We start from the raw sequence: 21,267 nt of genomic DNA, 5'->3' as shown, positions 1-21,267 counted from the left end.
CACCGGCCCGGCGGCCCGGCGCCGCCCCGGCCCGCACGGGCGCCGCGGCCGGGGCCCGACGTGCGCTCCGCCAGGGGCCTTCAACGCGGCGGGGGCGGGCGCCGCTCAGCCCGCCCATCCCCTCCCCCGCGCCGCCGTGCCCGCCCGCGCCAGGTGCCGCACCGCGGGCCGTTCCACCACCGCGTACGTCAGCGCCCCCGCCCCCAGCGTCACCGCGAACGCCGCCAGCGTGAGAGCGGCCGCGACCGGGGCGGGGTAGGTGCGCTCGCCCAGGAGCAGCGGGCGGCCGTGGAAGAGGACGACGCCCTGGCAGAGGTAGAAGCCGAAGGAGACGCCCCCGAGCCACTGCGCGAACGGGCGGGCGGGGGCGGGGTGGTGGAGGTCGCGGTGGGCCGCGGCGCAGACGAGCAGGGCCAGCGGTACCAGCATGGGCAGGGTGAAGTCGTACGGGGCGGGGACCGCGAGGGTGAGCGCGTAGGCGGGCGCGACGAGGAGGGCGGCGGGGGTGAGGCCGGGGCGCGGGGCGAGGCCGGCGGCGACGGCCCGGGCGAGGAGCATGCCGAGGACGAACTCCGGCAGGCGGGCCGGCGGGAAGAGGTAGCCGAACCACAACTGGTCGAGGGATACCGGCAGTTGGGGGATCCGGGGCCGGTCGGGCAGCAGGGCGTCGTCGGCGGCGGCCACGGCCGCGGCGGCCGTCAGGGCCAGGGCGATGGCCGGCCGCAGGCCCCGGTCGGGCAGGCGGCGCAGCGCGCGGTGCAGGAGCGGGAAGAGCAGGTAGAACAGCAGCTCGCAGCAGAGCGACCAACTGGGCATGTTCATACCCGAGTTGATGTTGGGGTCGGGTGATTCGGCGTGCACGAGCAGGAGGTTGGGCAGCCAGGTGCGCACCGGTGCGGTCTGGGCGAACAGCAGGAGCGCGGCCGCCCACATCACCAGGTGGGTGGGGTAGATCCGGGCCAGGCGCCGGCGCCAGAAGGCGCCCGGCTTCTCCCCCTCCCGGGCCGACCGGGTCAGGACGAAGCCGCTGAGGACGAAGAAGAAGGACACTCCGGCGTACCCGGCCTTGGAGGTGGCGTGGGCGAGCGCGCCGGCGAGGGGACGGTCGGCGAAGAAGGTGAGGGGTGCCTGCGGGCGCAGCGGGTCGGCGGTGAGGAAGGCGTGGAAGAGGAAGACGGCGAGGGCGGCGGCGAAGCGCAGGGCGGTGAGGGTGGGCAGATGTCCCCCGGACCTGCCGTGATCGCTGTGTGCGCGCATGATCTGACTGTAGGTCACGGACGCGTGGGGGCCTGCCCGGGGCAGCTCGCTCCCCCGGCCCCGGGGAAGCCCCGGGGCCGGGCGGGTGCGGCCCCGGCGAACGGACGCCCGGCGGACGGCGGACGGCGGACGGCGGACGGCGGACGGCGGAACGGGACCGTCAGCCCCCGCTCGGGGCCGCGCCCAGGGCGGCGGGCAGGGCCTCGAGGGAGTGCAGGACGTGCACGCCGTCCGCCACCGGGGCGCCGTCGGCGGACCGGTCGAGCCAGAAGGCGTGCAGGCCCGCGTCGCGGGCGCCGAGCGCGTCGAGGTCGTACTTGTCCCCCACGTAGGCGACCTCGTGCGGGGCCAGGCCCAGGCGCGCGCAGCCGGCCCGGAAGATGCCCGGGGCGGGCTTGGCCTCGCCGTGCTCGTCGGAGCAGACCAGCACGGCGTCGTCGAAGTGGCCCAGCAGGCCGACGGCCCGCAGCTTGCCGCGCTGGTGGCCGGCCGAGGAGTTGGAGACGATCCCGAGCCGGTAGGCGGGCGCGAGCGCGGCCAGCACCGGCGCGGCGTCCGGGAACGCGGCCCAGGCCGCGTCGCGGTGCGCCGCGTACCCGGCGAACCAGGCGGCGGCCCGCTCGTCGGACAGGTGCTCGGCGTCGTCCTCGCCCAGGCGGGCGAGGAACTGCCGGGTGCGCTCGTACTGCTGGCCCGCGAAGGTCAGCTCGCCGGCCAGGAACCGCGCGTACTGCTCCTCCATGACGCCGCGCCACAGCGCCACCGCCGCCGCGGGCGCCGGGAAGCGGCCCAGCAGGCCCAGGTCCCGCAGGTGGGCGAGGATGCCGGTCTCCTCCGACCCCGAGTAGTCGAACAAGGTGTCGTCGACGTCGAAGAGCACGCCCCTGATCGGCACGATCCGTCCTTCCCGCTGTCCCCCGGCGCCCCGGGTGCGCCCGGAGCCGTACGGAGCCGTACCCTACGCGAGGTCCGGGCGCCGGGCCCTGGGCGGCAGCCGGGGCGCCCGGCCCCGGGTCACTCGCCCTTGAGCTGCTGCACCAGGCCGAGCCGGTCGATGACGGCGTGCCGCTCGCTGATGCGGTCGCCGACGAAGCGGAACAGGGCGAAGGCCTCCGTGCTGACGCGCTTGCCGGTGGCCGGCAGGCCCATCAGCGGGCCGGTGTGGGTGGCCGTCATCCGCCAGCGCACGACGACGTCCTCGCCCTCGCCGAGCAGGTCGAGGATCTCGAACGACGGGTCGCTGTGGGTGGCGTGCACCTCGCGGATGGCGTCCTTGAAGCCCTGCGGGCCGCGGACGTTCTGGTGCAGGCCCTCGCTGGTGACGAAGTCGGCGGTGAACAGCTCGTCGGCGACGTCCACGTCCCCGGCCTCAAGTGCCTTGTAGAGGCGGCGGACGGCGTTCTTGCGGTACTCGACGGTGGTCATGGGGGTCCCCTCCCGAGGCGGATGCCAGGCGAACTGCCAGGCGAATTGCCGAAACGGACTGCTGAAACGGATTGCTGAAACGGATTGCCACATGCGGTGGCAAGCGGATCGCCGAGCGACTTACTGAGCGATCCATCAGTAAGTTAACCTCTTACTGAGCGGTTACTCAAGTAGTCGGGACGGCATGGAGAAACGGAGGCCGGGCATGGCCCAGGCGCGAAGCGGTCGGCCCTCGACCGGGGTACGGGAGGCGGTGCTCAAGGCGACCGAGGAGGTGCTCGGGGAGGCCGGACTGGCGCTGTCCACCAAGGAGATCGCGCGCCGGGCGGGCGTCGCGGAGTCGAGCATCTTCTACCACTTCGGCGACCGGCTGGGCCTGCTCCAGGCCGTCATCGGGCTGCACCTGCCGGCCTTCGCCGACGCGACGGCCATCCTCGGCACACCGGAGGCCGAACCCGAGGCCGACGCTCCCGAAGCCGACCTGGAGGCCGACCTCGCCGCCCTGCTCACCCGCCTCGAACAGTTCTACCGCCGGATCATGCCGATCCTCGGCGCCGTCCAGTCCGACGCCGGGCTGCGCGGGCTGCTCGCCGAGCGCGACGGCGAACTCGGCCCGCACCTCGCCCTCGGGGCGGTCGCCGACGCCGTCCGCGCCCGCCAGGGCGCCGGCCGGCTCCCCGCCGCGCTCGACCCGTCGGCCGCGGCCCTCCTGCTCGTCGGCGCCGCCCACCAGCGCGCCCTGCACACCCATCTGCTGGGCGAGGCCGCAGCCCGCTTCCTCCCCCCGGTGGCGGCCCTCGCCCGCACCCTCGCCCCGGCCTTCCGGTAACCCGCCCTCCGGTAACCCGCCCTCCGGCAACGCGCCTTCGGACGACAGCCACGCCCGGCACGGCCCGCAGGACGGCGATGACGACGCCGGGCGCGCGCCGGCCGCGCGCCCGGCCTCGCCGCGGAACCAGGCGGCATGAGCCGGGCCATGGCCCCGGCAGCGGGGTTGCGCGTGCGCCCGGGCGGTCCCCCGGCGCCTCCTCCGGCGCGCCAGGGGTGCGATTCCGGCTGCTCAGGCGGGAGTCGCGGCCGCCGCGAGGAGGGCGTCGAGCAGGCCGGGGAAGCGGGTGTCGAGGTCGGCGCGGCGCAGGCGCACGAAGCGGTTGCGGCCGGCGACGCGGGTGGTGGTGACGCCGGCTTCGCGCAGGACGCGCATGTGGTGGGAGACGGTCGACTTGTGCAGGTGTTCCAGGCCGAGGCCGCGGGGGTCGCAGGAGTGCTCGGCGTCGTCGGCGTAGCTGAGCAGCAGGGTGAGGCGGACCGGGTCGCCGAGGGCGTGCAGGACGGTGACGAGGTCGATGTCGGCGGTGGCGGGCTGGGGAAGCCGCTCGTCCCCGCCCGTGACACTCGTGGCGCTCGTGACAGTCGTGGCGCTCGTGACGCTCATGGCGCTCAGCCTCCGGGCCGCTGGGAATGACGGGGAATGAATGGTTTGACAATCATCCACCCATCCCCGAGTGTTTGACGAGCTTCAAACTGTTGCACGTCCATCCAACAATCTGTCATCGGGGGGGCTCACCCGTGCCCGTACGTCTGCTCCTGCTCGCCCTCGGCACCTTCGCCATGGGCACCGACTCGATGGTCGTCGCCGGCATCCTCGGCCCGATCTCCGCCGACCTGGGGGTGTCGGTGCCGGCCGCCGGCCAGCTGGTCACCGTCTTCGCGCTCGGCTACGCGCTGCTGGCCCCGGTCCTGGCCGCGCTCACCGCCCGCTGGCCGCGCCGGCGCCTGCTGCTGAGCGCGCTCGCGGTGTTCAGCGCGGCCAACGCGCTCAGCGCGCTCGCCCCCACCTACGGCCTGCTGCTGGCCACCCGGGTGCTGGCGGCCGCCGGCGCCGCCCTCTACACGCCGACCGCCAACGCGGTGGCCACCACCCTGGTCGCCCCCGAACGGCGCGGACGGGCGCTGGCGACCGTGCTCGGCGGGATGACGGTGGCCACCGCCCTCGGCGTGCCGCTGGGTACCTGGGTGGGGCGCGCCGACTGGCGGCTGACGATGTGGCTGGTCACCGCCCTGGGCGTGGCCGCGCTGGCCGGCCTGGCGGTGCTGCTGCGCGACCTGCCCGCCCCCGCCGCCGCCCCCACCCTCGCCGCCCGCCTGGCGCCGCTGGCCCAGCGCCGGGTGCTGGGCGCGGCCGCCACCACGCTGGTGTTCTTCCTCGCCTTCCAGAGCGTCTACATCTACCTGGCCACCGCCGTCTCGGGTGCCACCGGCGGCGACGCCAACCGGCTGAGCCTCGTCCTGCTGACCTGCGGCGTGATGTCGGTGGCCGGCAGCTGGCTGGGCGGGCGCCTGGTGGACCGGGCGGGGGTGCGGCGGGTACTGCTGGCCGGCTCGGCCGTGGCGGCGGGCGCGTTCGCCGCACTGCCGTGGCTGGGGCGCAGCATGCCGGGGGCGCTGGTGTACGCGATGGTGGTGCCGCTGGCGGGGTGGGCGGTGTCGGTGGCGCTGCCGCACCGGTTGGCGTCGATCGATCCGGCGAGCGCGCCGCTGCTGATCTCGCTGAACAGCAGTGCGCTGTACCTGGGGACGGCGGCCGGGGGTGCGGTGGGGTCGGCGGCGGTCGCGGTGCTGGGCGGGCGGTGGTTCCCGCTGGCGGCGGCGGTGCTGGCGGTGGCGGCGTGCGCGGTGGCGGCGGCGACCACGCGCGACGAGCGCCGGGCCGGGCCCGTGGTGGCGGCGGTGCCGGTACGGCCCTGAGCGGCCGGGTACGGCTGAGCGGCCGGGTGCGGTGCCGGGCGGTCGTGCGGTGCCCCGGGCCGGTGTCGGCCGGCCCGGGGCTGGGGCGGGTTCAGTTCCCGAGGACCTCGCCGACCAGGGCGCGGGCCTCGTCCTGGACCCGGGCGAGGTGGTCGGGGCCGTGGAAGGACTCGGCGTAGATCTTGTAGACGTCCTCGGTGCCGGAGGGGCGGGCGGCGAACCAGGCGTTGTCGGTGCAGACCTTGATGCCGCCGATGGCGGCGCCGTTGCCGGGGGCGTTGGCGAGGACGGCGGTGATCTTCTCCCCGGCGAGTTCGCCGGCGCCGACCCGTTCGGGGGACAGGCGGGCCAGGCGGGCCTTCTGCTCGCGGTCGGCGGGGGCGTCGACGCGGGCGTAGGCGGGGGCGCCGTGGCGCTTGGTCAGTTCGCGGTAGCGGGCGCTGGGGGTGGTGCCGGTGACGGCGGTGATCTCGGAGGCGAGCAGGGCCAGCAGGATGCCGTCCTTGTCGGTGGTCCACACCCCGCCGTCGCGGCGCAGGAAGGAGGCGCCGGCGCTCTCCTCGCCGCCGAAGCCGATCGAGCCCTCCAGCAGGCCGTCGACGAACCACTTGAAGCCGACCGGGACTTCGACCAGGGTGCGGCCGAGGTCGGCGGCGACGCGGTCGAGCATCGAGGAGGAGACCAGGGTCTTGCCGATGCCGGCGTCGGCGGGCCAGTCGGCGCGGTGGCGGTAGAGGTAGTCGACGGCCACCGCGAGGTAGTGGTTGGGGTTCATCAGGCCGCCGTCGGGGGTGACGATGCCGTGCCGGTCGGCGTCGGCGTCGTTGCCGGTGGCGATGGCGTACTGGTCGCGGCGGGTGATGAGGGAGGCCATCGCGGACGGCGAGGAGCAGTCCATGCGGATCTTGCCGTCCCAGTCCAGGGTCATGAACCGCCAGGTCGGGTCGGTGAGCGGGTTGACGACGGTCAGGTCCAGGCGGTGGGTCTCGGCGATGCGCGCCCAGTAGGCCACCGACGCGCCGCCCAGCGGGTCCGCGCCGATGCGCAGGCCCGCCGCCCGCACCGCGTCCAGGTCCAGGACGGAGGGCAGGTCCTGGACGTAGGCGCCCAGGTAGTCGTGGCGGGCGGTGGTGGCCGCGTTCAGGGCCCGCGCGTAGGGGACCTTCCTCACCCCGCGCAGGCCCTCGCGGATCAGCTCGTTGGCGCGGTCCTGGATCCGCCCGGTGGCCTCGGATCCGGCCGGGCCCCCGCTGGGCGGGTTGTACTTGAAGCCGCCGTCGCGCGGCGGGTTGTGCGAGGGGGTGACCACGATGCCGTCGGCCAGCGCGCGGGGGCTGCGCCGGTTGTGGGCGAGGATCGCGTGGGAGACCGCCGGGGTGGGGGTGTAGCCGTCGGCGGCGTCGATCAGCACGTGCACGCCGTTGGCGGCCAGCACCTCCAGGGCGGTGACCTTGGCCGGCTCCGAGAGGGCGTGGGTGTCCGCGCCCAGGAACAGCGGCCCGCCGACGCCCTGTTCGGCGCGGTACTCGCAGATCGCCTGCGTGGTCGCGGCGATGTGGTCCTCGTTGAACGCCGCGTCCAGCGACGAGCCCCGGTGCCCCGAGGTCCCGAACGCCACCCGCTGCCCGGGCTCCTGCGGATCCGGGTGCAGCGCGTAGTACGCCGTCACCAGCCGCGCCACGTCCACCAGGTCACCGGGCTGCGCCGGCTGCCCGGCCCGTGCGTGTGCCATCCGTCTACTCCCGCCGATTTGCGACTTGTGTGCCGTACCCGTCCTTGCCCGTGCTCACCGATCGTAGCCAGAACGCGACGGTGCCCCGAACCGCGGCAGGCGGTCCGGGGCACGGCGGCACAACTCTTTCCCGCGGGATCAGCCGGGCAGCTGCTGGCGGTAGTCGTCCAGGACGGGCGCGGTGGTGGTGGCGAGGAACTCCGTCACCGTGTACGCGGTCAGCCCGGCGACCACGAACGGGTCGGTGGCCACCAGCGCCTCGATCGCGGCCCGGTCCTCCCCCACCGCCAGGATGATCCCGCCCTCGCGCGGCACCTTGCGCCCCGAGGCGAGGAAGGTGCCCGCCGCGTAGTGCGCCTCCAGCCACGCGACGTGCTGCGCCAGCGCGGCGTCGATCTGCTCCAGCGGTGCGGTGTAGCTCAGCTCGAGAATGAACATGCGCCCAGGCTAGTCCGGCCGCCGCCAGGGCTTCCCGCCGGCGGCCCCTTCCCCGGGCCCCGGGAGGGTGCCGACCCCAATCCTGCCAGGTCAGGCAAGGTTTCGGTAGGACGCAGCGCACCCCGTTTTCGTCTTGCCGCGCGGTGGGCGCGGCCCGCAGACTCGTGCGACATCCCCTCCCCCTCTCCACGGCCTGACGTGCCGTCGCCCCGCTGCGGGCGCCCGGTGCGTGGCGCCGTCGTGCCCGCGGGCCGCGTGAGGAGGGGGCGGGGAGCGAGCGAAGCGACGAAGGGGGACAGACCCATGAGCGGGACGAACGTGCACGGGGACCTGGTGCTGAAGGCGCGCGTGCGGCTGCTGAGCCACAACGAGCGGGTGCTGCACGGCGAGGAGGGGCTGTGGGTGTACCGGACGCTGTTCGCGGTGAGCCCGCACGTGTACGCCTTCAAGCTGGCCCTGGTGCTGCGGGAGGCGGCCGAGGGCCCGCGGGTGGCGCACCTGCCCGAGGCGCGGGAGGCGCTGCTGGCGCAGGCCCGGGCGGCGGCGGCGAGCATCCCGGCCGGCGCGCCGGCGTACCAGGTGCGGATGTGGGAGCACACGGTGACGGACCTTCGGCTGACGGAGCAGCAGGCGGGGCGTGCGGGGCGGTAGGTGGCCGCGGGATGGTTGCGGTACGACAATCCCTTTGTGACGACTGATCGGAGAGATTCTTATATGAGCAGGTCAGGGCTGTCGCGGCGTGCGCTTCTCGCCGGTGCCGCCGCGGGTGCGGGCGGCGCCGTCGTCGGCTGGGACACCTCGGCGCGGGCGTGGGCCGCCGAGCCGGGTGCCGGTGTCGCGCGACTTCCCGCCCTGGACGGGGTGGTGACGCTGCAGGGGGCGGATCTGGAGCGGTTCTCCTCCGATTTCGGGCACCTGGTGTCCGCGGCGCCGCGGGCGGTGCTGCGGCCCGGCTCGGTGCGCGATGTGCAGCGGGTGGTGGCGTTCGCCGCCCGGCACCGGATCCCGGTGGCGGTCAACGGGCAGAGCGGGGACGTGGCGCAGGTCGGCGAGGCGGGGCTGGAGTCGCACTCCAGCTACGGGCAGGCCAACCCCCGCGGCGGGATCGCGATCGACGCGCGCGGCCTGTCGAAGGTCGTCTCGGTGCGGCCGGGGCGTGCGGTGGTGGAGGCCGGGGCGACCTGGGCGCAGGTGGTCGAGGCGGGGCTGGCGCAGGGCTGGGTGCCGCCGTGCCTGACGGACTATCTGCACCTGTCGGTGGGCGGGACGCTGAGCGTGGGCGGGATCGGCGGCGCGGTGCAGCGCTACGGCCTGCAGGCGGACCGGGTGCTGGAGGTGGAGGTGGTGACCGGCACCGGGGAGCTGGTGACGGCGTCGCCCGCGCGCGAGCGGGAACTGTTCGAGGCGGTGCTGGCCGGCGGCGGGCAGGCCGGGATCATCGTGCGGGCGACGCTGGCGCTGGTGCCGGTGCGCGAGCGCGCCCACGTGTTCCAGCTGTTCTACGACGACCTGGACACCTACCTGGCCGACCAGGAGAAGGTGCTGGCCCAGGGCCGGTTCGACCTGCAGGTCGGCGACGTGGAGCGCAGCGCGGACGGGTCGCGGTGGCGGTACAAGGCGGAGCTGGTGGCGTTCGCGGACGCGGGGCAGGCGGTGGACCGGGAGGCGCTGCTGGCGGGGCTGTCGCCGGCGGCGGGCGGGGTGTCGGTGGTGGAGCAGGGCTGGCGCGAGTACGCGTTCCGGGTGGACGCGTTCGCGGGGTACCTGCGGGCGGCGGGGCTGTGGGGGCTGGCGAAGCCGTGGCTGAGCGTGTTCCTGCCCGCGTCGACGGCGCGGGTGTTCATGGCGGAGGCGGCCGAGGTGCTGACGGCGGCGGATCTGGGGGCGGGGCTGCTGCTGTTCTACCCGTACGCGCGGGAGCGGGTGCGGGCGCCGCTGGCGGTGCTGCCGCAGGAGGCGGTGGGCTGGCACTTCGACCTGCTGGCGTTCCCGGGGCCGGGGGCGGACACGGCGGCGATGCTGGAGCGCAACCGGCGGCTGTACGACCGGGCGGTCGAGCTGGGCGGCAAGCGGTACCTGATCGGGGCGGTGCCGGGGATGACGGGGGCGGACTGGCGGCGTCACTACGGGGGGCTGTGGGAGCGGGTGGTGCGGGCCAAGCGCCGTTTCGACCCGGCGGGGATCCTGGCCCCCGGGCAGGGCATCCACGCGTCCTGACGGGCCGTCGATCCGGCCCGCCGTACCGCCCGGGGCCCGGGGCCCGGGCGGTACGGCGGGCCGGTGTGCGTCAGCCGGGTGTGTGTCAGCCGGTGTGCGTCAGCTGATCTCCATCTGCGCCATCATCCCCATCGCCGAGTGGTCCAGCAGGTGGCAGTGGTACGGGTAGCGGCCGCGGTAGGAGTCGAAGGTGGCGTGCAGGCGCACGCTCTCGCCGGGCAGCAGGCGCACGGTGTCCTTGAGGCCGGCCTCTTCGGGGCCGGGTGCCGTGCCGTTGCGCTCGAGGACGCGGAACTGCACCAGGTGCAGGTGGAAGTTGTGCGGGACGTCGGTGTTGGCGTTGACGACGGTCCAGATCTCCGAGGTGCCGAAGGCCACCGCCGCGTCCACGCGCGCCGGGTCGTACACCTTGCCGTCGATCAGGCCGCGCGCGGCGCCCGGGGTCTCGTCGACCTTGAGCACGACGGTGCGTTCGCGGGCCGCCGCGCCGAGGGCGGGCAGGGTGCGCAGCCGGTCGGGGACGCTGCTGGGGTCGGGGGCGGAGCGCACGATGTCGAAGCGCATGACCTGGCCGACGTGTTCGGCGGGGCCCGGCGGCATGGAGTTGGTGAGGACCACGGAGGAGCCGATGGGGTAGCGGGAGAAGTCGATGACGACGTCGGCGCGCTCCCCGGGTGAGAGGTCGATCGTGTCGGTGGTGTGGGGGCGTTCCAGCAGGCCGCCGTCGGAGCCGATCTGGGTGATCGGGCCGCCGTCGGCCAGGCGCAGGGAGAAGAAGCGCAGGTTGGAGGAGTTGAGCAGGCGCAGCCGGTAGCGGCGGGCGGCGACCTCGGCCTTGGGCCAGGGGCGGCCGTTGGCGAGGATGGTGGTGCGGTTGAAGGGGTCGTCCATGCGGTAGACGAGGTGGCCGGAGGCGTCGAAGCGGGCGTCGCGCAGGGCGATGGGCAGGTCGTAGCGGCCGGCGGGCAGCGGCAGGGCGGTTTCGGTGGCGTCGGTGAGCAGGTAGGTGCCGGCCAGGCCCCGGTAGACGTGTTCGGATTCCGTGTGGTGGGCGTGGTCGTGGAACCACAGGCTCGCGTGGGGCTGGTCGTTGGGGTAGGTGTAGGTGCGGCTGGCGCCGGCGCCGAGCAGGTTCATCGGGCCGCCGTCGCTGGCGACGGGCACCTTGGAGCCGTGCAGGTGGACCGAGACGGCGTCGTCCAGCAGGTTGGTCTGGCGCACGACCACGGGCCGTCCGGAGCGGGCGCGGATGACGGGGCCGGGGAAGGCGCCGTTGTAGGTGAGGACCTCGGTGCGGTGCCCGGGCAGGATGCGGGCGAAGGAGCGGAGCATGGTGACGGTGTAGGTGTCGGCGCCGCCGTCGGTGGAGACGGGGCTGAGCACCGGGGGCAGCGGCAGCGTGGTGGTGAACTTCGGGGCCAGGGCGGGGCCGGTGTCCGGGCCCGGGTCGGGGGCGTCGGTGCCCGCGGGGTGGGTGTGGCCGGCCGCGGCCTGCGCGGCGGCGGTGTCCTGGCCGGCGGCGGCGTCCTGCGCGGACGCGGCGGGGGCGGCGGAGGCGGCCGGGCGTACCGCGGTGCGCACGAGCAGGACCCCTCCCCCGGTCGCCAGGGCGGCGCCGATCATCCTGCGTCTGGTCACCATCGCGCGTTCCTCCCGCATGCTGCTCCCCCGCGCGCCCGGCGGGTGCCGGGGCGGCCTGGTCCGGGGGTGATTGCAGCAGCGCCGCCTTGCGCGCGGCTGGGGTCCGGCTGGGGCGGGCGGGCGGTGCGGGAGTGCGCGGCAAGGCGGTGCGGGCGGGCGTGGCGCCGCGGTGGCCGGGGGTGGTTTCGGGGTGCGGCGGCGGTGAGCTGCGGGTGTTGCGGGCGGCTTGCGCGGCGCCACGACCGTGGCTCGGGACGCACTCGAGGAACGCTCGCGAGGCGGGGCAGCCCCGGGCCCGGTGGGCTCGCGGCACGCTCGGCTCGCACTCGGAGCACTCGGCTCGCGGAGCACTCGGCAAGCACTCACGGAGCACTCGGCTCACGGAGCACTCGGCTCGCGCAGCACTCGGCTCGCGGAGGACTCGAAGGACTCGAAGGGAAGGGCCCCAGCGTGGACCTGCGGTACTGGCTGCCGAGGGCGGCCGAGGTGGCCGAACGGTGGGGGGAGCGGTTCGGGCCTTTCGCCGCGCACCCCTCGCACCTGGTGGACGAGGCGGACTTCGCCGTCGCGTTCGAGCGCTTCGCCAAGCGCCTGGAGCACAACTACCCGTTCTTCCACCCGCGTTACGCCGGGCAGATGGTCAAGCCCCCGCACCCGGCGGCGCTGGTCGGCTACCTGACGGCGATGCGCTTCAACCCCAACAACCACGCCTACGAGGGCGGGCCGGCCACCAACGACATGGAACGCGAGTGCGTGGCCCAGCTCGCCGCGATGTTCGGCCTGCCCGCGCACGTGGGCCACCTGACCAGCAGCGGCACCATCGCCAACCTGGAGGCGCTGTACGTGGCGCGCCAGAGCCACCCCGGCCGGGGCGTCGCCTACAGCGCGCAGGCGCACTACACGCACAGCCGGATGTGCCACGTGCTGGGCGTCGACGGGTACGCGGTCGCCGCCGACGCCCAGGGGCGCATGGACGCGGGCGCGCTGGAGGAGCTGCTGCGCACCGGGCGGGTGGGCACGGTCGTCGTCACCTGCGGCACCACCGGGCTCGGCGCGGTCGACCCGGTGCACGAGGTGCTGGCGCTGGCGCGCCGGTACGGGGCGCGGGTGCACGTGGACGCCGCCTACGGCGGGTTCTTCGCGGTGCTGGCCGCCGACGACGCGCGGGCGGCGGAGCTTCGCATCGACCCGGCGCCGTGGCGGGCGATCGCCGGCTGCGACTCGGTGACCGTCGACCCGCACAAGCACGGCCTGCAGCCCTACGGCTGCGGCGCGGTGCTGTTCGCCGACCCCGCCATCGGCCGGCACTTCGCCCACGACTCCCCGTACACCTACTTCACCGACGCCGAACTGCACCTGGGCGAGATCAGCCTGGAGTGCTCGCGCGCCGGCGCCTCGGCCGCCGCCCTGTGGCTGACCCTGCAACTGCTGCCGCTCACCCCGGACGGACTGGGCGCCGGACTGGCCGCGGGCCGGCGCACCGCCCTGGCCTGGGCCGACCTGATCGAGGCCAGTGGCGAACTGACGCTGCACCAGCGGCCGCAGCTGGACATCGTCACCTACTTCCCCACCCCGAACGCCCCGCCCGCGCCGCCCGCCCCGCCCGCGCTGTCCGCGATCGACGCCGCGAGCGAGCGCGTCCTGCGCCGGGGCACGGCCGACGAGCACGACCCCGTGTACCTGAGCGTGCTGCGCGTGGACGCCGCCGACTTCACCCGCCGCCACCCGGACGTCACCGCCGACGCCGAGAGCGCCCGGGTGCTGCGCAGCGTGCTGATCAAGCCCGAGGCGGAGGCGTGGCTGCCGCGCCTGCACGCGCGCGTCGCCGCGCTGGCCGCCGAAGCCGCCGCCGAAGCCGTCGAACCGCCCGCCCCCTCGTACGCAGAACCGCCTGCCCGCCCGTCCGCCCCCACACCCGCCCCCACACCCGCCCCCTCGTCCGTCGCCTCGCCCGAGGAGAGTGTCCGTTGACCACCGCCACCGCCACCGCCACCGCCCGGCGGCCCGCCGTCCGCGCCGCCGTACGCCGGGCCCGCCCCGACGAGGCGACCGCCCTGGCCCGGCTGCTCGCCGACGCCTTCGCCGACGACGCGCTGATGCTCTGGGCCTTCCCCGACCCCGACCACCGCGCGCGGGTGCTGCCCGCCTTCTTCCGCGTCCACCTGGAGCAGTGCCTGGCCCACGACGGCGTCGTGGTCGCCCACGAGGACACCGCGTACGGGCGGCTGCTGGGGGCGCTGCTGTTCCTGCCCCCGGGCGTGTGGGAGGACCCGGGCCGCGCCGACGGCGCCGCCACCCGCGCCCTGACCGAGGCCATCGACGCCGGGCACCACGGCGAGTCCGCCCGGCGCCTGGCCGCCATCACCCACCTGCAGACGCGCCGCCACCCGCGCCACCGCCCCCACCACTACCTCGCGTTCGTCGGGGTGCGCCCCGACGCCCGCACCGCCGGCGCCGCCGAGGCGATGCTGAACGCCGTCCTGGCTCAGGTCGACGCCGACGGCCAGGCCGCCTACGCCGAGACCAGCTCCGTGGGCGGCGCCCACCTGTGCGCCACCCACGGCTTCACCCGCTTCGGCGAGGCCATCGCCCTGCCCGGCGGCGGGCCCCGCCTGGCCCCGATGTGGCGGGGGCCCCGGTGACCGCGCCCGCCACCGCCACCGCCGGCGCCCTGCGCCTGTTCAGCGCCGAGCGCATCGACGCGGGAGGGGCCGCGGCCCACCCCGAGGCCGTCGAGGTCCTCGCCTGGGCCCGCCGCTTCCTCACCACCGCCCACCCCGACCTCGGCCGCAGCGGCCCCGTCTGCCCCTACACCCAGCCCTCGCTGCGCCGCGGCCTGTTCCACATCGCCGTCCCCGACGGCAGCGACGGCGGCGACGGCGACAGCGGCGGCGACCTGCCGGCGCTGGTGGGTGAACTGCGCGCCCGCTACGAGGAGTTGCTCGCCGAGCTGAGCGAGGAGTCGGACCGCGAGCTGCTGACCGTGCTGCTGGTGCTGCCCGGCCTGGACCGGGCCTCCTGCGTGCTGGACGAGGCGCAGCGCAAGGCCAAGGACGAGTTCGTCGAACAGGGCCTGATGATCGGGCAGTTCCACCCGGGGTGTGAGGAGCCGGGCCTGTGGAACCGGTCGTTCCGGCCGCTGCGCGCGCCGGTGCCGCTGCTGGCGGTGCGCAAGCTGCTGGTCTTCGACCTGCCGTTCCTGACCGGTGACGAGGCCCATCTGAACCACTACCTGGCCCGTTTCGCGCCCGAGGTCCCGGCCCGGATCCGTGACCAGCTGGTCACCAGCGTCCGTGCCCACCAGCGGGCCGCCGCCTGACCCGCCCCCTCCCCCGCGCGCGCGGAGCCGGTCGGCGCCCGGCTCCGCGCGCGCCCCTGTTTCGGCCTTTCGCCGGGGGTGCCGGGCCCGTTCGAGACGGGCTCCTAGTCTTCCCGGCCTTCCCGGCCCTCCCGGCCTTCCTGGCCTTCGTGGTCTTCCCGGCCTTCCCGGCCTTCCCGGTCGGGCATCGCCATGGTCGCGGGGACGTAGCGCATGCCGTACTGCGCGCCGATCCCGTTGACCTTGGCCAGGTCCATGCGGCCGTCGGGGGTGCGCAGGGCGGGGCCGGCGGCGAAGACGTCGGCGAGGTACTGGTCCCAGCCGCCGGGGGTGGAGACCTGCAGGCAGCGGGCGGGGGGCTGGGAGGCGTTGCGCATGGCGTGCGGGACGCCGTGCGGCAGCAGGGCGCACATGCCGGTCTCCAGGCGGTGGGTGCGGCCGTCGTAGTCGATCTCCATGGCGCCCTCGAGCACGTAGACGAACTCGTCCATCCGCTCGTGCACGTGGAGCGGGACGTCGATGTCCAGCTGGTTGACCAGGACGGCGGCCCGGCCCTCGGTGTCGGCGGTGGTGGCCTTGATGCCGAAGCCGGGCGGCAGCGGGACGCCGACCTGCCGGTTCTCGGTGGGCTGGAGGACGAAGAATCGTTCGCTGTTCATGGAGTTGACTCCCCCTCGGGTGTGGGCCGCGTGTGTGGCCGGGCGCGGCGCATCGCGGGCTGGGCGCATGGCGCACCCACCCCCTATACTGATCCGGAAGCGGATTCCGGTTCCGTTTCGATGCTAGGAAGGAGCGCGTACGGTGTCAACGCGATCGGCCGACGGGAGCGAAGCCGGCGGCGAAGGCGGGACCAACGGCGACGGCGGGACCAGCGGCGGCGGTGAGCGGCGCCCGCGCGCCGATGTGGCCCGCAACCGGGCCCGGCTGCTCGCCGCGGCACGCGCGCTGTTCACCGAACGCGGCGACCAGGTGCAACTACCGGACGTGGCACGGGCGGCCGGGGTCGGCATGGGGACCGTCTACCGCCACTTCCCCACCCGGGAGGCCCTCGTCGAGGCCGCGGCCGAGGACCGCTTCGCGGGGATCCTCGCCTTCGCCCGCGCCCTGGCCGACGACGGCGGCCACGACCCCGTCCTTGGCTACCTGCACCACGTCGGCGAGGTCCTGGAGAGCGACCGCGGCCTGTCCGCCGCCGTCGAGGCGCTGCGCGGCACCCCCGGCTCCGCGCCGCTGGGCCGTACCCGCGCCGAACTCGAGGAAGCCGTCGCGGTGTTGATCGATCGCGCCCGCCGCGGAGGCACGATCCGCGCCGACGCCACCGTCGCCGACGTCCACCTCCTGGTCGGCGCGATCTCGGCCACCGTGCGCACCGGCAGCGGCCCGTGGCGCCGCCTGCTCGACCTCACCGTGCAGGGCCTGCGCCCCCGGTAGGCGCCCGGCCTGCCGGGGCGGCCGCCCGGTACGCGCAGCGGCCACGGCCGGTGCGCGGAACGGAAAACCGGGCGCAGGCGTTCGCCGTAGCGTCCTGAACACCACCGCCGGAGGAGAACTGGCGGCCGTTCAGGAACTGGAAAGCAATTGCTGAAGAAAATCTGGTCCGCGCTGCTGTCGACGGCCATGGCCGCGGGCCTGGTCGCCGCGCTGGGCTCCCCGGCGCACGCCACCGACTACAAGGTGACCGACTGGAACGTCTCGAACATCACCAGCCGGGGTGCGCAGCACGCCCAGAACTACTGGAACGTCATCGACTTCATCCACCGCAACAGCTACGGGAATGACACCAGCGTCCCGCGGCTGCGGCAGACCACCACCGAGCGGCACCTGATCCAGGTCCGGGTGATGGACGGCAACGACCAGCTCGCCTCCGTCTACCTGTGGTCGGACAACCTGTACGTGGCCGGCTTCTACTCCCCGGTCGCCAACCAGCACTTCGTGTTCGCCGACGGCCGTACGCAGCAGTTCCAGGACGCGCTCGAAATCCGCAACGCGCGCATCATGCCGAACACCGGGAACTACACCGCGCTGCCCGGCGGCAACAACCGGGAGAACCTGGTCCTCGAACCCGAGACGATCTACAACGCCATGCAGACGCTCCACCGGGCGACGGAGTACAACGACAACGTCGGGCGGGCCCTGCTGATCGCGATCCAGCTCTTCTCCGAGGCCTCGCGGTTCGCCCCGATCTTCGACAACATCCGCACCAACATCCGGGACTGGACCCACCACCCGCTGGGCGGCGCCAACGCCGACCTGGAGAACCAGTGGGGCCGGATCTCGGACTTCGCGAACGCGGTGGGGGTGCGGGGCGAGAGTCGGCAGATCACGGTCCTGGGCCACATCGTGTGGACGCTGACCGAGCTGGTGGCCGCCCTCGGCTTCGTCGAACTCAACGGCGGCCAGTCCAGGCTCTGACGGGCCGCGGGGGGCCGGGTGCGGGGAGTCGGGTGGTCCGGCTTCCCGCGCCCGGCACCCTCCGTACCTAGCGGGCCAGGCGGCCCAGCAGCGCGGAGGCGGCGGCGATGCCCGCCAGGGTGGCGGCGGTGAGGACGGCGAAGTCCAGCGGCAGGTGGGAGGGGGTGCCGATGAGCAGGCCGCGCAGGGCGTCGACCTGGTAGCTGAGCGGGTTGGCCTTGCTGACGGCCTGCAGCCAGCCCGGCATCAGGGCCACCGGGTAGAGGGCGTTGGAAGCGAAGAACAGCGGCATGGTGATGGCCTGGCCGATGCCCATCAGCCGGTCGCGGGTGAGCACGATCCCGGCGATCGCCATCGACAGGCAGGAGAAGAACGCAGAGCCGAGCAGCACCGCCGCCACCACCCCCAGCAGGCGCAGCGGGTTCCAGGTCATGGCGACGCCGAGGGCGGCGGCGATCAGCACGACGACGACGGCCTGCAGGACGGCCTTGACGCCGGCGGCGAAGGCCTTGCCGGTCACCAGGGCGGCGCGCGGGGTGGGGGTGACCAGCAGTTTGGTGAGGACGCCGGAGTCCCGCTCCCAGATGATCATGATGCCGTAGAAGATCGCGATGAACATCGCGGACTGGGCGATGATGCCGGGGGCGAGGTAGTCCAGGTAGGGGATGCCGCCGGTGGGGATGGCCTTGAGGCGGGTGAAGGTCTGGCCGAAGACCAGCAGCCACAGGGCGGGTTGGATCGCCCGGGTGTACAGCTCGGTGCGGTCGTGGCGCAGTTTCTGCAGTTCGACCGCGCACATCGCGGTGATGCGGGCGGGTACCAGGCGCCAGCCGGTGCGGGCGCGCGGGGGTACCAGCAGCAGGGAGAGGTCGGGGCCGGCGGCGGGGGGTTCAGCCGACGCGGCCTGCGGTGCGGCGGGTACGGCGGACATCGCCGAAGTCTCCTTCCGTGGCGTCGGCCAGGTCGCGGCCGGCGAAGTGGCGGAACACGTCGTCGAGGGTGGGGGCGTCGTGGCCCGGCGTGTGCGGGCCGGGGTCCTCGCGGCGGACCCGGTCCTTGAGTTCGGCGGGGGTGCCCAGTGCCCGGATGCGGCCGCGGTCCATGAGGGCGATGCGGTCGCAATGGCGGTCGGCCTCGTCCATGTAGTGGGTGGTGACCAGGACGGTCATGCCGGTGGCCTTGCGGACGGCGTCCACGCGTTCCCACACGCCGGTGCGGGCGATCGGGTCCAGGCCGATGGTGGGTTCGTCCATCACCAGCAGGCGCGGGGCGCTGACCAGGGCCTGGGCGAGTTCGAGGCGGCGCACCATGCCGCCGGAGTAGGTGGCGGCCATCCGGTCGGCGGCCTCGGTGAGGTCGACGGCCGCCAGTGCCTGGGCGACGCGTTCGGCGCGTTCGGCGCGCGGGACGTCGAAGACGCGGGCGAACAGGGCGACGTTCTCCCGCCCGGTCAGCCCGGACTCGGCGGACAGCTGCTGGGGAACGTAGCCGAGCAGGCGCCGTACCTCCATGGGGCGGCGGGTGGCGTCGTGGCCGAAGACGCGCACCATGCCGGCGCCGACGGGCAGCAGGGTGGTGATCGCGCGGATGGTGGTGGTCTTGCCCGCGCCGTTGGGTCCGAGCAGGCCGAACACTTCGCCGGTGCGGACGGTGAGGTCGATGCCGTCCACGGCCCGGGTCTCGTGGCCCTTGCCGTGCCCGTGCCGGAAGACGTACTCCAGTCCCCGGCACACCACCGCCTGCGCCTGCTCGCTCATCGCCCCTGCTCCCCCGGCAGGTCGCGCAGGGCCTGCGCGACCTGCCGCAGCGCGGGCAGCGCCTCGGCCAGGGCCTGCTGCCGGTCGGCGGGCAGGCCGGCCACGGCCTCCTCCATCAGCGCGCGCCGGCGCCGGCGCCAGGCCTCGATCCGCTCCACGGCCGCGTCCGTGACGTACAGCAGCGCGGCCCGGCGGTCGGCGGGGTCCACCTCCCGGCGCAGCAGGCCCTGCGCGGCGAGCTGGTTGACCAGGGTGGACACGGAGTTCCCGGCCAGGCACAGCTCCTCGGCGGCGTCCGAGACCCGCAGTCCGGGGCTGTCCGTCACCAGGTGCAGCAGTTCCACCTGCGCCCCGCGCAGCCGCGGCTGTTCCATCGTGGCGCGCAGGCGCCGGCGGACCATGCGCTGGATCCCGACGAGGAGGGCGGACAGCTCGTCGGCCGGCGCGACATCGAGCGGTGCGAGCTGCGTCGCGGTCATACCCTCATTTTAGCTCTCAGTGAGAGCTATCCGTCGAGGGCGCACGGGGGGACCCGGGCGCGCGCGGCCCGCGAGCGCTTCGAGGACGCGGGCGGCCTGCGGGTGCCATGACGTCGGGGATGCCGCGGACGGGGACGAAGCGGGCGCCGAGCGGGCTGCTCGTCTTCTGCGGGGGGACGGTCCGGCGGGTTTCGCGCCGCCCCCGCCGCCCGGGGCGGCGGGGCCTTCGGCGGCCGGGGCGGAAGTGCCGCCCGCCGCACTCTGGCGCCGCCGGAGGATCTCTGACAACATCTCAGCCGACGTGAACGAAACGTGTGCCAATCGTTCACGTTGCCCGCACAAAACCGGTCGTAGAGCGTTGTCGAGAGATACGAGGCCTGCCATGAAGACCTTACGGACCCACACCTCGCACCTGGTGACGGTCGTGCTGCTGCTCCTGGGCATGATGACCGCCGCGAGCGCGCAGGCGCAGGCAGCCCCGCAGCGGCTCGCCGGCAGCACGACCATCTGCTCCTTCTCCCCCGTCCCGGCCGGGTGGGTCGTCACCAGTTCGTACAGCAGCTGGGGCTGTCCCGGCTCCGGCGTCTCGTACACGATCACCGACACGGCCGGGCAGACCAACCTCGCCATCTGCTCCTTCTCCCCCAAGCCGGCCGGGTGGGTGGTGACCAGCTCGTACAGCACCGGCAACTGCGCGGGCAGCGGCATCGCCTACGGCTTCCACAACGTGGCCAACGACACCAACGTCGGCGTGTGCTCCATGTCGCCGATCCCGACCGGGTGGGTGATCAGCAGCTCGTACAGCAGCGGCAACTGCGCCGGCACCGGCGTCGCCTACACCCTCCACAACACGGCCAACGACACCAGCGCCGGCGCGTGCTCCATGACCCCGGTCCCGGCCGGGTGGGTCGTCACCAGCTCGTACAGCAGCGGCAACTGCGCCGGCACCGGCGTCGCCTACACCCTCTTCAAGATCACCACACAGACCTCCGCCGTCGTGTGCTCCTTCTCCCCGCTCCCCGCCGGGTGGGTCGTCAGCAGCTACTACCCCAGCAGCAACTGCTACGGCAGCGGCGTCGCCTACTCCATCCGGAAGGCCTGACCGCCGGCCGCACGGACGGACGGACGGACGGACGGCACTGTCACCGCGGAGCGCCGGCCGGACCCCCACGAAGCCCCGCCGCCCCGCCACCCGGGGCGTCGGGGCCCTCGGCGCCCTGGGCGTCCTGGGCGGACGCTGCCCGCGCGCGCCGCGCAGCCGCGGCTCGTCCATGGTCTGGCGCAGAGCGATCGGTCCACGGATCGGAGGTGACGGCTCCTTCTGACGGTGCGGGTGGGCGGGGGTGCCCGCTGCCCCGCCGGGGCGGGGCCGGGCGGGCGGGCGCCGGTCGGGGGCCTCCCGGCCGAAGGGGCCTCAGTTCTTGACGTACCAGGGGGTGATGAAGCCCTTCTTGGTGCGGTCGCGGGACCACGTCGTCACGCCGTCGGAACCCAGGGCGTTGATGGTGAAGTCGAGGTCGTCGAGCTTCTTGCTGAACGTCACCTTGCCGGTGAAGTAGCCGCCCAGCGAGTTCCAGTCGCTGTGGGTGGTGCGGAACCAGACGGCGTGGTCGAGGCCGATCACGAAGTCCACCCACTCGCCGGTGCGCAGCAGCCAGGGGCTCTCGCCGTCGCCGTAGGCGCCGCCGCAGTAGAAGCTGCCGTTGTCGAAGCCGAGTTTGCTGGTGCAGACCTGGGGGAGGTCGCCGGCCTGCGCGGGGGTGGCGGCCAGTGCGGTGGTGGCGAGCAGGGCGAGGGTGGCGAGCGCGGTTGCGGTCTTGTTCACGGAGGCCTCCGGCGGGG

Annotated in this window: 22 protein-coding genes; 10 read left to right on the top strand and 12 right to left on the bottom strand. The window is 74.6% G+C overall.

The genetic code is table 11. The features are described from left to right. Positions 1 to 105: 105 nt before the first annotated feature. The 3 genes from ACZ52J_RS01535 to ACZ52J_RS01525 all read right to left on the bottom strand — a co-directional run bounded on the left by ACZ52J_RS01535 (position 106) and on the right by ACZ52J_RS01525 (position 2,682). Positions 106 to 1,257: an acyltransferase family protein gene (locus ACZ52J_RS01535; protein ID WP_465614984.1), complete on the bottom strand. Its 1,152-nt coding sequence runs from the start codon at positions 1,255 to 1,257 to the stop codon at positions 106 to 108. A 160-nt stretch (positions 1,258 to 1,417) separates the two neighbouring features. Then, positions 1,418 to 2,152 (bottom strand): HAD family hydrolase, encoded by a 735-nt coding sequence (locus tag ACZ52J_RS01530; RefSeq protein ID WP_465614983.1) that lies wholly within the window; start codon positions 2,150 to 2,152, stop codon positions 1,418 to 1,420. Between the two features lie 119 nt (positions 2,153 to 2,271). Continuing rightward, the gene (locus tag ACZ52J_RS01525; RefSeq protein WP_360509408.1) at positions 2,272 to 2,682 is read right to left on the bottom strand and encodes an ester cyclase; all 411 of its coding nucleotides are present in this window, start codon (positions 2,680 to 2,682) and stop codon (positions 2,272 to 2,274) included. 205 nt (positions 2,683 to 2,887) lie between these two features. Here ACZ52J_RS01525 and ACZ52J_RS01520 point away from each other — a divergent pair, with 205 nt between their 5' ends. Beyond that, the gene (locus ACZ52J_RS01520; protein WP_465614982.1) at positions 2,888 to 3,511 is read left to right on the top strand and encodes a TetR/AcrR family transcriptional regulator; all 624 of its coding nucleotides are present in this window, start codon (positions 2,888 to 2,890) and stop codon (positions 3,509 to 3,511) included. Positions 3,512 to 3,742: 231 nt separating this feature from the next. Here ACZ52J_RS01520 and ACZ52J_RS01515 read toward each other — a convergent pair whose 3' ends face one another. Then, on the bottom strand, positions 3,743 to 4,117 hold the full coding sequence (locus ACZ52J_RS01515) for an ArsR/SmtB family transcription factor (protein ID WP_465614981.1): 375 nt from the start codon (positions 4,115 to 4,117) through the stop codon (positions 3,743 to 3,745). A gap of 134 nt (positions 4,118 to 4,251) precedes the next feature. Between ACZ52J_RS01515 and ACZ52J_RS01510 the strand changes: the two genes are divergently transcribed. Continuing rightward, a complete protein-coding gene (locus tag ACZ52J_RS01510; protein ID WP_360509402.1) occupies positions 4,252 to 5,430 on the top strand; it encodes an MFS transporter in 1,179 nt (392 codons plus the stop codon). Positions 5,431 to 5,521: 91 nt separating this feature from the next. Here the strand turns inward: ACZ52J_RS01510 and pgm are convergent, their stop codons facing one another. Beyond that, a complete protein-coding gene (gene pgm / locus ACZ52J_RS01505; RefSeq protein WP_465614980.1) occupies positions 5,522 to 7,162 on the bottom strand; it encodes a phosphoglucomutase (alpha-D-glucose-1,6-bisphosphate-dependent) in 1,641 nt (546 codons plus the stop codon). Positions 7,163 to 7,300: 138 nt separating this feature from the next. Next, positions 7,301 to 7,600, bottom strand: a complete 300-nt coding sequence (locus tag ACZ52J_RS01500; RefSeq protein WP_465614979.1) for a YciI family protein — start codon at positions 7,598 to 7,600, stop codon at positions 7,301 to 7,303. Positions 7,601 to 7,903: 303 nt separating this feature from the next. On the opposite strand from ACZ52J_RS01500, the gene ACZ52J_RS01495 reads away from it, so the two are divergent. Both ACZ52J_RS01495 and ACZ52J_RS01490 read left to right on the top strand, forming a co-directional pair. Beyond that, the gene (locus tag ACZ52J_RS01495; protein ID WP_465614978.1) at positions 7,904 to 8,251 is read left to right on the top strand and encodes a hypothetical protein; all 348 of its coding nucleotides are present in this window, start codon (positions 7,904 to 7,906) and stop codon (positions 8,249 to 8,251) included. A gap of 63 nt (positions 8,252 to 8,314) precedes the next feature. Next, positions 8,315 to 9,817, top strand: a complete 1,503-nt coding sequence (locus ACZ52J_RS01490) for an FAD-binding protein (RefSeq protein ID WP_465614977.1) — start codon at positions 8,315 to 8,317, stop codon at positions 9,815 to 9,817. Between the two features lie 99 nt (positions 9,818 to 9,916). Here ACZ52J_RS01490 and ACZ52J_RS01485 read toward each other — a convergent pair whose 3' ends face one another. Beyond that, positions 9,917 to 11,458, bottom strand: coding sequence for a multicopper oxidase family protein (locus ACZ52J_RS01485; protein ID WP_465614976.1), 1,542 nt, complete (start codon positions 11,456 to 11,458; stop codon positions 9,917 to 9,919). A 450-nt stretch (positions 11,459 to 11,908) separates the two neighbouring features. Here ACZ52J_RS01485 and ACZ52J_RS01480 point away from each other — a divergent pair, with 450 nt between their 5' ends. The 3 genes from ACZ52J_RS01480 to ACZ52J_RS01470 are packed head-to-tail and all read left to right on the top strand — an operon-like array spanning position 11,909 to position 14,777. After that, positions 11,909 to 13,429, top strand: a complete 1,521-nt coding sequence (locus ACZ52J_RS01480) for a pyridoxal phosphate-dependent decarboxylase family protein (RefSeq protein ID WP_465614975.1) — start codon at positions 11,909 to 11,911, stop codon at positions 13,427 to 13,429. Further along, positions 13,426 to 14,100 carry a hypothetical protein gene (locus tag ACZ52J_RS01475; protein ID WP_465614974.1) on the top strand — a complete coding sequence of 225 codons (675 nt, stop codon included), beginning with the start codon at positions 13,426 to 13,428 and terminating at the stop codon, positions 14,098 to 14,100. The genes ACZ52J_RS01480 and ACZ52J_RS01475 overlap by 4 nt, the downstream gene beginning before the upstream one ends. Further along, positions 14,097 to 14,777 carry a DUF6875 domain-containing protein gene (locus tag ACZ52J_RS01470; RefSeq protein ID WP_465614973.1) on the top strand — a complete coding sequence of 227 codons (681 nt, stop codon included), beginning with the start codon at positions 14,097 to 14,099 and terminating at the stop codon, positions 14,775 to 14,777. The genes ACZ52J_RS01475 and ACZ52J_RS01470 overlap by 4 nt, the downstream gene beginning before the upstream one ends. Positions 14,778 to 14,881: 104 nt before the next feature. On the opposite strand, the gene ACZ52J_RS01465 is transcribed toward ACZ52J_RS01470, so the two are convergent. Continuing rightward, positions 14,882 to 15,436, bottom strand: coding sequence for a cupin domain-containing protein (locus tag ACZ52J_RS01465; RefSeq protein ID WP_465614972.1), 555 nt, complete (start codon positions 15,434 to 15,436; stop codon positions 14,882 to 14,884). A 142-nt stretch (positions 15,437 to 15,578) separates the two neighbouring features. On the opposite strand from ACZ52J_RS01465, the gene ACZ52J_RS01460 reads away from it, so the two are divergent. Both ACZ52J_RS01460 and ACZ52J_RS01455 read left to right on the top strand, forming a co-directional pair. Then, the gene (locus ACZ52J_RS01460) at positions 15,579 to 16,208 is read left to right on the top strand and encodes a TetR/AcrR family transcriptional regulator (protein WP_465614971.1); all 630 of its coding nucleotides are present in this window, start codon (positions 15,579 to 15,581) and stop codon (positions 16,206 to 16,208) included. Positions 16,209 to 16,355: 147 nt separating this feature from the next. After that, positions 16,356 to 17,189, top strand: a complete 834-nt coding sequence (locus tag ACZ52J_RS01455) for a ribosome-inactivating family protein (RefSeq protein ID WP_465614970.1) — start codon at positions 16,356 to 16,358, stop codon at positions 17,187 to 17,189. Between the two features lie 67 nt (positions 17,190 to 17,256). Here the strand turns inward: ACZ52J_RS01455 and ACZ52J_RS01450 are convergent, their stop codons facing one another. From ACZ52J_RS01450 to ACZ52J_RS01440, 3 genes are read right to left on the bottom strand one after another with little or no spacing between them, the layout of a single operon-like run. Next, positions 17,257 to 18,120, bottom strand: a complete 864-nt coding sequence (locus ACZ52J_RS01450) for an ABC transporter permease (protein WP_360509381.1) — start codon at positions 18,118 to 18,120, stop codon at positions 17,257 to 17,259. Further along, a complete protein-coding gene (locus ACZ52J_RS01445; protein ID WP_465614969.1) occupies positions 18,080 to 18,946 on the bottom strand; it encodes an ATP-binding cassette domain-containing protein in 867 nt (288 codons plus the stop codon). Before ACZ52J_RS01445 ends, ACZ52J_RS01450 begins: the two co-directional genes overlap by 41 nt. Beyond that, the gene (locus tag ACZ52J_RS01440) at positions 18,943 to 19,425 is read right to left on the bottom strand and encodes a MarR family winged helix-turn-helix transcriptional regulator (protein WP_465614968.1); all 483 of its coding nucleotides are present in this window, start codon (positions 19,423 to 19,425) and stop codon (positions 18,943 to 18,945) included. Before ACZ52J_RS01440 ends, ACZ52J_RS01445 begins: the two co-directional genes overlap by 4 nt. 382 nt (positions 19,426 to 19,807) lie before the next feature. On the opposite strand from ACZ52J_RS01440, the gene ACZ52J_RS01435 reads away from it, so the two are divergent. Beyond that, on the top strand, positions 19,808 to 20,527 hold the full coding sequence (locus ACZ52J_RS01435) for a hypothetical protein (RefSeq protein WP_465614967.1): 720 nt from the start codon (positions 19,808 to 19,810) through the stop codon (positions 20,525 to 20,527). Positions 20,528 to 20,839: 312 nt separating this feature from the next. On the opposite strand, the gene ACZ52J_RS01430 is transcribed toward ACZ52J_RS01435, so the two are convergent. Next, entirely contained in the window at positions 20,840 to 21,250 is a 411-nt protein-coding gene (locus ACZ52J_RS01430; RefSeq protein WP_465614966.1) for a hypothetical protein, read from the bottom strand. Positions 21,251 to 21,267: the final 17 nt, after the last annotated feature.

The organism is Kitasatospora sp. NPDC034035 (assembly GCF_055575755.1).
Note: the sequence above shows the minus strand (reverse complement) of the source record. Positions and strands in the feature narration are given on the sequence as shown.